This window comes from Mycobacterium sp. 1245499.0, assembly GCF_001673615.1.
In the GTDB taxonomy this organism is placed as follows: Bacteria; Actinomycetota; Actinomycetes; order Mycobacteriales; family Mycobacteriaceae; genus Mycobacterium; species Mycobacterium europaeum_A.
Genome location: NZ_LZMG01000204.1, coordinates 1 through 9,283 on the forward strand (window position 1 = coordinate 1; position 9,283 = coordinate 9,283).

Consider the following 9,283-nt stretch of genomic DNA (forward strand, 5'->3'; position numbering starts at 1 on the left):
ACCTCGGGCGGCCCCTTGCCGTCGGTCCAGGCGAGTCGGCCGTTGCCGGCCACCGCCGTGCGCCATTCGCCGCGCCCCACCGCGCCGTGGTCGGATCCGCAGGCGAAGAACAGGTTGTCGGCGTCCGTGCGTCCGCCCTCTGCCCATTCGTGGGCGTGGTGAATTTCGCAATGATAGCCGGGTTCGAGGCAATTGGGGTGGGTGCAGCCTCGGTCACGGGCGTAGCAGACGAGCCGTTGGTCCGCGGATGCGATGCGTTTTTGACGCCCTAGATACAACGGCCGGCCGGTGTGCTCGTCGAACACCGCAAGATAGTGAATCGCCTTGGCGGCCATGCGAATCAAATCCGGCATGGGCAGTCGTGAACCGCCGCCGGTGTGCGCCGGCGCGGGCATCGGGATCGACGAGTCGACCGCGGCGTGCGCGGCTCGGTCGAGTTCGGCCACTGTGGTCGTGGCGATCACGGTGACGGGCAGCCCGCGGTGCGCCCCGAGACCGCCGGAGGCGAGGGCGATTTCGAGGCCAAGCTTGAGGGCGTCGTGGCCGCGTTGGGCCGGGGTGCGATCATCGCGCGTCTCAGGATCGCTGTCGGGGGTCTGATGGCGCCCGGGCCGCACCGCCGCTTCGAGGGCTTCGAAGTAGGCCCTGGCCTCGGGATCCAGTAGGTCGGAAAGTCGGGACATTCCGTCGGGCCCCTGCGGGCCGAGGTACACGCCACGGCGGCGGGCGCGATCGACGTCGGTGAAGCGGCCGTCGGGATTGAGATAGTCGGCAATCCGGTGGCCCAGCTTGGTGACCACGGCGGCGTCGAGTTTGGTCGCGTGCCGTACCAGCGTGCGCTCGGCATCCGCCACATCACACGGCGATACGCAGGAGGGCAAGGTGTCCACGGCGGCGCACACGGCGCGGATGTGGTCCTCACCCACCGCGCCGGCGGTTACCGCCTCCGCCAACGCCGGCAGTTCGGGTTCCAGGGGCGCGCCGGTCAGCGAATGGCGTGGCTGGAGACGCGCAGCGAGCCGAAAGCGGCGCGCGACTTCCTTGGGAGTGATGCGTAGCCGCGCCCACAGCGTGCCGCGCACCGCCGGAACGCACCCTGACCCGTCCGGCGGCTCGGCGATTTCGCCGAAAATCCGGTACATCAGGCCGCGATTGGCGCGGTCCTGGGCCTCCAGGCGCTCGGCGACGCCGACCCGAAAGGCATTGCCGACCGCGTCCGACGGGGTCTGGCGCAGCACCTCGTGGGCAGCATCGATCGCGTCGAGCGCCGAGCAGATGCGCTCTCGCGCCAGTTCCGCGTTCACCAGAGGACCCACACAGCCCACGGTATCGAACACGAGTTCGAACAGGCACCGCCCACGCATCATCTGTGGATGAACCGCCGACTGTGGATAAGCGGCGACGCCGGTCCTGGCCCTGGGGCCGCTTGACGTGCAAGTATGAGAAAAGTCAGTGCCGCGACGGCGGCAGGCAACCAATCGAGTGGTGTGCCAATGCCTGGTATAGACAAACCGACAGGGCGAGTCGTTGCCCTGATCGTCCTGCTGCTCGTGGTCGCGGCCGCCCTGCGCGGCTACCTTCCGGCTCGTCACGATGCGGTGCGCAACGAGTCGGGCGGTCGCGCGGCGCTGGCCTTCGTGGTAGCGGCCCTGGCCGTGACGCTCGCGCTGATCGCGATCGCCGTCGTCGCGCGGTTGCGTGACCCCCGCGCTCCCGCGCCGACCGCAGGGGCACTGTCCGAGATGCTCGGCACCGGCCGGGGGCGGCCGAGCTGGCGCGTGTTGCTGATCGGACTCGCCGTGATCGCGGCCTGGCTCGTGGTCGTGATGCTGCTGGCCCGCTTCCTGGGCCACGGCGTCGCGCCGGCCCCGTCACCACCCGATACCGGTGCGGCGCCGCCGACGAATCCGTCCGCGCCGCCGCCGCAGCAGCAGCCTCAACACCGTCCCCGCGACGGCTCGCAGAACTTACTCGGGATCCTGCTTGCCTGCACGGTCGCGATGTTGGTGTTGTTCGTCGGCGGTACGGTCGCCACGGCGCGACGGCGCTGGCGTCCGACCGCACCCGTCGTCGCCGACGAACCGGCGGAGCCGCCGGCGCCGGCGGCGCGTTCGGAGTCGCTGGCGCGGGCCGCCGAACGCGGTCTGGCCGAGATGACGGACCTGAGCCGCGAACCGCGCGAGGCGATCATCGCCTGCTATGCCGCGATGGAACGTGAACTCGCACATGTTCCCGGCGCCGCCCCCCGGGAATTCGACACCCCCACCGAGGTGCTGGCCCGCGCGGTCGAGCACCACGCCCTGCACGCCGACAACGCCGTCCAATTGGTGAACCTGTTCGCCGAGGCGCGGTTCAGCCCCCATGTGATGAACGAGGGCCACCGCGACATCGCGGTAGGCGTCCTCCGGTTGGTCCTCGACGAGCTGGGTTCGCGGAGTGCCGCATGAAAAAGATTACGACCCTTGGCGTTTGCCTCATCGTCGGCATCGAACTGTTGGCGCTGACGCAGCAGGATCGACGCTGGATGTTGGCGGCGTCCGGTGTGGGGCTGGCGCTGGTGCTGCTCACTCTGCGTCGCGCATTGGCGCGGGGGCCCGATGCCGACACGGAGGCCGACGCCGACGATCTCGGGGATTCGTTGCGCCGCTGGCTTGCCACCACCGAGACGACGATCCGGTGGTCGGAGTCGACACGGGCCGACTGGGACAGGCATCTACGCCCGATGCTCGCCCGCCGGTACGAGATGACAACTGGCCAAAGGCGATCCAAGGACTCCGGGGCGTATCACGCAACCGGACGCATGCTGTTCGGTGTGGAACTGTGGGAATGGGTCAATCCCAACAACGTGGTGCGCGGCGGTGACCGCCAACCCGGTCCGGGCCGTGCGGCGCTGCAAGAGATTCTGCAAAAGCTGGAGCAGGTATGACAGGAGGCGCGATCCCACCATGACGCTGCCGGCCGCCACCACGACCGCCCACTGTGAAGCGATTCTCGACGAGATAGAACGCGTGGTGGTGGGGAAACGATCCGCGCTGCGGCTCATCCTCACCACGGTCCTGGCGCGCGGCCACATCCTCATCGAAGACCTGCCCGGCCTGGGCAAGACGCTGATCGCGAGATCGTTTGCCGCAGCGTTGGGTCTGCAATTCACCCGGGTGCAGTTCACGCCCGACCTGTTACCCGCCGACCTGCTCGGCTCGACGATCTATGACATGCAGTCCGGCCGCTTCGCGTTCCGACCCGGCCCCATCTTCACCAACTTGTTGCTGGCCGACGAGATCAATCGCACGCCGCCGAAAACCCAGGCGGCGCTGCTGGAGGCGATGGCCGAAGGGCAGGTGAGCATCGACGGCGAAACACACCAGCTGCCACAGCCTTTCATCGTCCTGGCCACCGACAATCCGATCGAGTACGAGGGCACGTATCCGCTGCCCGAGGCGCAACTCGACCGGTTCGCGATCCGGCTGGAACTGCGGTATCTCAACGAGCGCGACGAGACGTCGATGCTGCGCCGCCGCCTCGAACGCGGTTCGGCCGAACCGACGGTCAACCAGGTGGTGGACGCCCACGACCTGCTGGCAATGCGCGAATCGGTCGAGCAGGTAACCGTGCATGAAGACGTCCTGCATTATGTGGTGTCACTGGCCAACGCCACCCGGCACCATCCGCAGGTCGCCGTCGGGGCCAGCCCCCGCGCCGAACTCGATCTGGTCCAACTCGCCCGCGCCCGCGCGCTGCTGCTCGGCCGCGATTACGTCATCCCCGAGGACGTGAAGGCGCTCGCCATCGCCGCGGTCTCGCACCGGATCACCCTGCGTCCGGAGATGTGGGTACGAAAAATCCAGGGTGCCGACGTCATCGCAGAGCTGTTGCACCGCCTACCGGTGCCCCGCACCGGCGCCGGCGCCGGCGAGACCGGATGAGGCCAGCATGACCCGCAGCACTGCGGTCGAGTTCCGCTGGCGTGCATCGGAATTGGCCCGAGCGATCGCCACCTGCGCGGGATTCGCGATGGCCGCCGCCGTGATAAGCGGCCGGTGGCAGCTGATCGCCTTCGCGGCGCCGCTGCTGGGCGTGTTGTGCTCGATCAGCTGGCAGCGCCCGGTGCCGACGGTTCGGGTGCACGGCGATCCCGACACCCAGCGTTGCTTCGAGAGCGAGCAGGCACGCATCAGGGTTTGGGTGACGGACGACGCGGCTTCGGCCGTGCGGCTCACGGTTCCCGACATCGCGGGCATGGAACTCGACATCACGGAAACCGATGGGAGCCAAGCGAAAACGGTCACGGCGACCGCGCGGCGCTGGGGCCGGTATTCGATTGAGGTTCGCGTCGACGTGATCGCCCGCGGTGGGCTGCTCACCGGGACGGCGGTCGTCGGGGCCGCCGAGGTGATCGTGTTCCCGCTGGCACCGCCGCAACAGACGCCCATCCCGCAGACCGAGCTGCTCGACCGGTTGGGTGCCCACCTGACCCGCCACATCGGTCCGGGTGTGGAATATGCCGACATTCGTCTCTACGTGCCCGGCGACCAACTGCGGGCGGTGAATTGGCCGGTGAGCGCGCGCCGGGGTCAACTGCACGTGACGCAGCGGTTGACCGACCGCGCCGCCGACGTGGTGGTGCTGATCGACGGCTACCGGCAGCCGGCCGGGCCGGCGACCGAGGCCACCGAACGCGTCGTTCGCGGCGCGGCGCAGGTGGTGCAAACCGCACTGCGCCATGGTGACCGGGCCGGCATCGTCGCCCTCGGGGGCAACCAGCCGCGTTGGCTGGGAGCCGACATCGGGCAGCGCCAGTTCTATCGGGTGCTCGACACCGTTCTTCGCGCCGGTGACCGGTTCGAACACACCACCGGCACGTTGGCGCCACGCGCGGCGGTTCCGGCCGGGGCGATCGTCATCGCGTTCTCCACGCTGCTCGACACCGAATTCGCCTTGGCCCTGATCAATCTGCGCAAGCGGGGCCATGTCGTGCTGGCCGTCGACGTTCTGGACACGTCGCCGTTCGAAGACGAACAGGACCCCCTGGTGGATCGGATGTGGGCCTTGCAGCGCTCCGCGATGTATCGCGACATGGCCACCATCGGCGTCGATATCGTGTCGTGGCCCGGCGATAGCGGTTTGGAGCAGTCGATGGGTGTGCTGCCCGATCGGCGACGGCGGGTGCGGGGGAGGCTTCGTGGCTGACGGCGGCGCCGGGACACTGGCGCGGGCGGGGGCGCCCGCGTTCGCGACGGCCTTTGGCCTGCTCATGGTGGGGCTGGCCGCCGACGGCTGGCAGGAATCCGCGATCGCCGGATGGGTGGCCGCACTCATCGCGGTCGCGGTCGGCATCGTATTGCGCCGGGCCGCAACGGTTGCCGTGCTGTTGGCGGCCGTTACCGTCCTGCTGGCCAGCCCGCCGGTGATATTCGTCGCGCTGTCCGGTCTGTGCGCCGCCGCCTACCTGGTGTGCCGCCATGCGGCCGGCGCCACCGCGCTCGTGGTGTTGGACAGCTGGCCGACCGCGCTTGGCGCCGTGGGGTTTACGGTCGCCGGGTTGGTTGCGACGTCGTTTCCCCTGCAGCTGCCGTGGCTGCCGCTGGTCGCCCCGCTGGCGGCGCTGCTGATCTACCTGCTGGCCGTCCGGCCGTTCATGAACTGACCGCGCTGCGTCAGTGCAGCAACTCGGCGGCCTGGTCGGCCAGATCCAGCAGCGGCTGCGGGAAGATGCCCAACACCACGGTGATCGCGGCGCACACCGCGATCGCGGCCTTGCTCAAGATGCCCGGCGCCACCACGTGCGGCGTGTCCTCGGTCGCCTCGGTGAAGAACATCGACACGATCACCCGCACGTAGAAGTAGGCGGCCACCCCGCTCGCGACCACACCGACGATCACCAGCGGCACGGCACCGCCCTGGGCGGCGGCCTTGAACACGGCGAGCTTGCTGACGAATCCGCTCGTCAGGGGGATGCCGGCGAAGGCCAACAGGAACATCGAAAACATCACGCCCACAATGGGGGAGCGCTGCCCGAGCCCCGCCCAGTGCGAGAGCGTGGCGTCCTCGACCCCGTCGGCGTCGCGGATCAGGCCGACGATGGCGAACGCGCCGACGGTGCTGAAGCTGTAGGCCAGCAGGTAGAACAGCGTGGCGGACAGGCCCGTGTGGTTGTCGGCGATGACGCCGGTGAGGATGAATCCGACGTGGGCGACCGACGAGTAGGCCAGCATGCGTTTGACGTCGGTCTGGTTCACCGCGGTGATGGTGCCCACCGCCATGGTCAGGATGGAGATGGCCCACAGCACCGGGCGCCACTGATCGTGCAGCGGCGGCAGCGCCACGTAGATAACCCGCAGCAGCGCACCGAAAGCCGCCACCTTGGTGGCGGCCGCCATGAACCCGGTGATGGGGGTGGGCGCGCCCTGGTACACGTCGGGAATCCACGAATGGAACGGAACGGCACCAACCTTGAACAACAGACCGACCGACAGCAGCGCCACACCGACCAGCGCCATCGACGTATCGCCCTGCGCGGCCAGCGCGTCGCGGATTCCGGTCAGCAGCAAGGTGCCGGTCGCGCCGTACAGCAGCGCCACGCCGTAGAGGAAGAACGCCGACGAAAACGCGCCCAGCAGAAAGTACTTCATCGCGGCTTCCTGCGACAGCAGGCGGCGATGACGGGCCAGGCCGCACATCAGGTACAACGGCAACGACAGCACTTCCAGCGCAACGAACATGGTCAACAGGTCGTTGGAGGCGGGGAAAACCATCATGCCGCCGACCGACAGCAGCGCCAGCGGGAACAGCTCCGTCTGGGCGGCTCCGGCCCGCTCGGCCTCCCGTTCGGCGTCACTGTCGGGCACCGCCGACGCCTGCGGGGTAAAGGAGTCCAGGCCACCCGAACCGGCCCTGCCGACGCCTACGGAGACCTTGTTGCCGGCCCTGGCCTGGGTGCGTTCGGCGATGAAGATGATGGCCAGCACCGCGACCAGCAGGATGGTGCCCTGCAGATACAGCGTCGGGCGGTCAATGGCCATGGCGCCCAACACCGCGACGCGCCCGGAGCCTGGAATCGAGCGGCTCACGGCGATCACCGCGACGAACGCCGCGATCACGCCACCGAGCGCAAGCGTTACCTGCGCCGTATAGCGAATTCGCCTGGGCAAGAACGCCTCTGCGAGGACGGCCACCACGGCGACGCCGAACACGATGAGCGTCGGGCACAGCAAAAAGTACTGGATGCTCGGGGTTGGGAGGGTCATCGCGGTCCTTCGGCGGTCCGGGGTAGGTCGGCCGGTCTGGGTGTCGCCACCGGGACGGTCGGCTTGGGGTCGTGCTGGCCGATGGTGGTCATGGTGTTCTCGACGGCGGGGTTGATGATGTCGAGCACCGGCTTGGGATAGATGCCGAGCACCAGCAGCAGCGCGATCAACGGCGCGACGACGATCAATTCGCGGGCGCGCAGATCGCCGATCTTTTCATTACCGCTGACGACCGGCCCGGTCATCACCCGCTGGTAGAGCCACAACATGTAGACCGCCGATAACACCAGCGCGGTGACCCCGAACGCGGCGGCCAGCCAGTACCGGTTGAAAGTTCCCAGCAGGACCAGGAATTCGCTGATGAAGGGCGCCAACCCGGGCAGTGACAGGGTGGCCATGGCCGACACCAGGAAGGTGCCCGCCAGTATGGGCGCCACCTTCTGCACGCCGCCGTAGTCGGCGATCGCGCGGCTGCCGTGCCTCGATATCAGGAAGCCGGCGATGAGGAACACCGCCGCCGTGGACAGACCGTGGTTGAGCATGTACAGCGTCGACCCGCTCTGCCCCTGGCTTGTCATCACGAAGATGCCCAGGATGATGAACCCGAAGTGCGAGATCGAGGTGTAGGCGATCAGCCGCATGATGTCGGTCTGGCCGATGGCGACGATCGCGCCGTAGATCACCCCGATGACCGCCAGCACCACGATCAGCGGCCGGAAATACGTTGAGGCGCCGGGGAACAGCTGCAGGCAGTACCGCAGCATGCCGAAAGTGCCGACCTTGTCCATCACCGCCATCATCAGCACCGCGGTCGCGGGGGTGGCCTCGACCGCGGCGTCGGGCAGCCAGCGGTGGAACGGCCAGAGCGGGGCCTTGATCGCGAACGCGAACATGAAGCCCAAGAACAACGCCTTGAACACCGCTGAGTCCGCGCCGTAGCGGCCGGAGGCGACGCCGGCCACGATCTCACGGAAGTCGAAGGTGCCCGAACCGTGCTGGGAGGTCACCACATACAGTCCGATCACCGCGGCCAGCATGATCAGCCCGCCGAACAGGTTGTACAACAAGAACTTCACGGCCGCGCGCGAGCGGCCGGTTCCGCCGCCGAAGCCCCCGATCAGGAAGTACATCGGGATGAGCATGGCCTCGAAGAAGACGTAGAACAGCAGCACGTCCAGCGCAACGACCGAAATCAGCACCATGGATTCGATGGCCAGCGTGAGCGCGACGTACGCGTGTACACCGCGTGGGTTGCCTTCGCCCCCGTCGTTCCAGCCGGCCACCTGTAGCACCGGAATCAGCACCGCGGTCAGCAGCACCAGCACCACCGCAATGCCGTCGACGCCCAGCGTGTAGCCGGCCCCGAACGCCGGAATCCACTGGTGCTTCTCGACGAATTGATACGGCGCGCCACCGGATTTGAACCCGACGGTGACGACGATCGCCACGGCCAGGGTCGCGACGCCGAAGACCAGACCCGTCCACTTGGCGAGCTGCCGCAGCCCGGGCGGCATGAGGATGATCAGCACGGAGCCGGCCAGCGGCACCAGCCACAGCACGCTCAGCCACGGAACGTTATTCACCAGCGCCGCTCCTCGTCATCGCTTCGGACTGCATCGTCGCCGGCGCGGTCACCACAACCGCACCGCCAGGATCAGCGCGACCACCAGCACGGCGCCCGTCAGCATCGACAATGCGTAGTTGCGGGCGAAGCCGGTTTGCAGCCCCCGCAGCCGATTTGAGGTCGAACTCACCAGCGCCGCCAGCCCGTTGACCGAGCCGTCGACACCCGCGTTGTCCACGTCGACGAGCGCCTTGGTCAGTTGTGCGCCGGGGCGCATGAACACCTCTTCGTTGAAGGCATCGCCGTAGAAGTCGTTGCGGACCGCGGTGGTCAGGGCCGAGACCGAAAGCGGAGCCACCCGCGGGATCGGTGCCTTCGCATACAACCGGTAGGCCACCGCGATGCCGATGATCACGACGCCCAGCGCCAGCGCGGAGCTGACCCAGACCGGGTATGCGTGGGTGACCTCCTCGTG

8 protein-coding genes and 1 pseudogene are annotated in these 9,283 nt (G+C 68.2%); 5 read left to right on the forward strand and 4 right to left on the reverse strand.

Going from position 1 to position 9,283, the window contains the following annotated elements; translation table 11 throughout:
• The coding region (locus A5646_RS11700) for an HNH endonuclease signature motif containing protein (RefSeq protein ID WP_369806934.1) at nucleotides 1-1,364 on the reverse strand (1,364 nt) is incomplete at its 3' end.
• Nucleotides 1,365-1,493: 129 nt separating this feature from the next.
• Between A5646_RS11700 and A5646_RS11705 the strand changes: the two genes are divergently transcribed.
• The 5 genes from A5646_RS11705 to A5646_RS11725 all read left to right on the forward strand — a co-directional run bounded on the left by A5646_RS11705 (nucleotide 1,494) and on the right by A5646_RS11725 (nucleotide 5,644).
• Complete coding sequence (locus A5646_RS11705; protein WP_066870887.1) at nucleotides 1,494-2,447, forward strand: DUF4129 domain-containing protein; 954 nt, start codon at nucleotides 1,494-1,496, stop codon at nucleotides 2,445-2,447.
• Entirely contained in the window at nucleotides 2,444-2,926 is a 483-nt protein-coding gene (locus tag A5646_RS11710; RefSeq protein WP_067021809.1) for a hypothetical protein, read from the forward strand. Before A5646_RS11705 ends, A5646_RS11710 begins: the two co-directional genes overlap by 4 nt.
• A gap of 19 nt (nucleotides 2,927-2,945) precedes the next feature.
• Nucleotides 2,946-3,923 (forward strand): MoxR family ATPase, encoded by a 978-nt coding sequence (locus A5646_RS11715; protein ID WP_066870876.1) that lies wholly within the window; start codon nucleotides 2,946-2,948, stop codon nucleotides 3,921-3,923.
• 7 nt (nucleotides 3,924-3,930) lie between these two features.
• A complete protein-coding gene (locus A5646_RS11720) occupies nucleotides 3,931-5,187 on the forward strand; it encodes a DUF58 domain-containing protein (RefSeq protein WP_067021811.1) in 1,257 nt (418 codons plus the stop codon).
• Nucleotides 5,188-5,251: 64 nt separating this feature from the next.
• Nucleotides 5,252-5,644: a hypothetical protein gene (locus A5646_RS11725; protein ID WP_231998294.1), complete on the forward strand. Its 393-nt coding sequence runs from the start codon at nucleotides 5,252-5,254 to the stop codon at nucleotides 5,642-5,644.
• Between the two features lie 10 nt (nucleotides 5,645-5,654).
• Here A5646_RS11725 and nuoN read toward each other — a convergent pair whose 3' ends face one another.
• From nuoN to A5646_RS11740, 3 genes and pseudogenes are all read right to left on the reverse strand, one after another.
• Nucleotides 5,655-7,244, reverse strand: a complete 1,590-nt coding sequence (gene nuoN / locus A5646_RS11730; protein ID WP_066877916.1) for an NADH-quinone oxidoreductase subunit NuoN — start codon at nucleotides 7,242-7,244, stop codon at nucleotides 5,655-5,657.
• Nucleotides 7,241-8,827 carry an NADH-quinone oxidoreductase subunit M gene (locus tag A5646_RS11735; RefSeq protein WP_197498012.1) on the reverse strand — a complete coding sequence of 529 codons (1,587 nt, stop codon included), beginning with the start codon at nucleotides 8,825-8,827 and terminating at the stop codon, nucleotides 7,241-7,243. The genes nuoN and A5646_RS11735 overlap by 4 nt, the downstream gene beginning before the upstream one ends.
• 48 nt (nucleotides 8,828-8,875) lie before the next feature.
• Nucleotides 8,876-9,283 (reverse strand): annotated as a pseudogene (locus A5646_RS11740) (NADH-quinone oxidoreductase subunit L); the annotation flags it as partial.

Excerpts from the sequence above, each read along its gene's own strand:
- A5646_RS11705 (WP_066870887.1), top strand. The coding sequence starts at position 1,494 with ATGCCTGGTATAGACAAACCGACAGGGCGAGTCGTTGCCCTGATCGTC.
- A5646_RS11710 (WP_067021809.1), top strand. The coding sequence starts at position 2,444 with ATGAAAAAGATTACGACCCTTGGCGTTTGCCTCATCGTCGGCATCGAA.
- A5646_RS11715 (WP_066870876.1), top strand. The coding sequence starts at position 2,946 with ATGACGCTGCCGGCCGCCACCACGACCGCCCACTGTGAAGCGATTCTC.
- A5646_RS11720 (WP_067021811.1), top strand. The coding sequence starts at position 3,931 with ATGACCCGCAGCACTGCGGTCGAGTTCCGCTGGCGTGCATCGGAATTG.
- A5646_RS11725 (WP_231998294.1), top strand. The coding sequence starts at position 5,252 with ATGGTGGGGCTGGCCGCCGACGGCTGGCAGGAATCCGCGATCGCCGGA.
- nuoN (WP_066877916.1), bottom strand. The coding sequence starts at position 7,244 with ATGACCCTCCCAACCCCGAGCATCCAGTACTTTTTGCTGTGCCCGACG.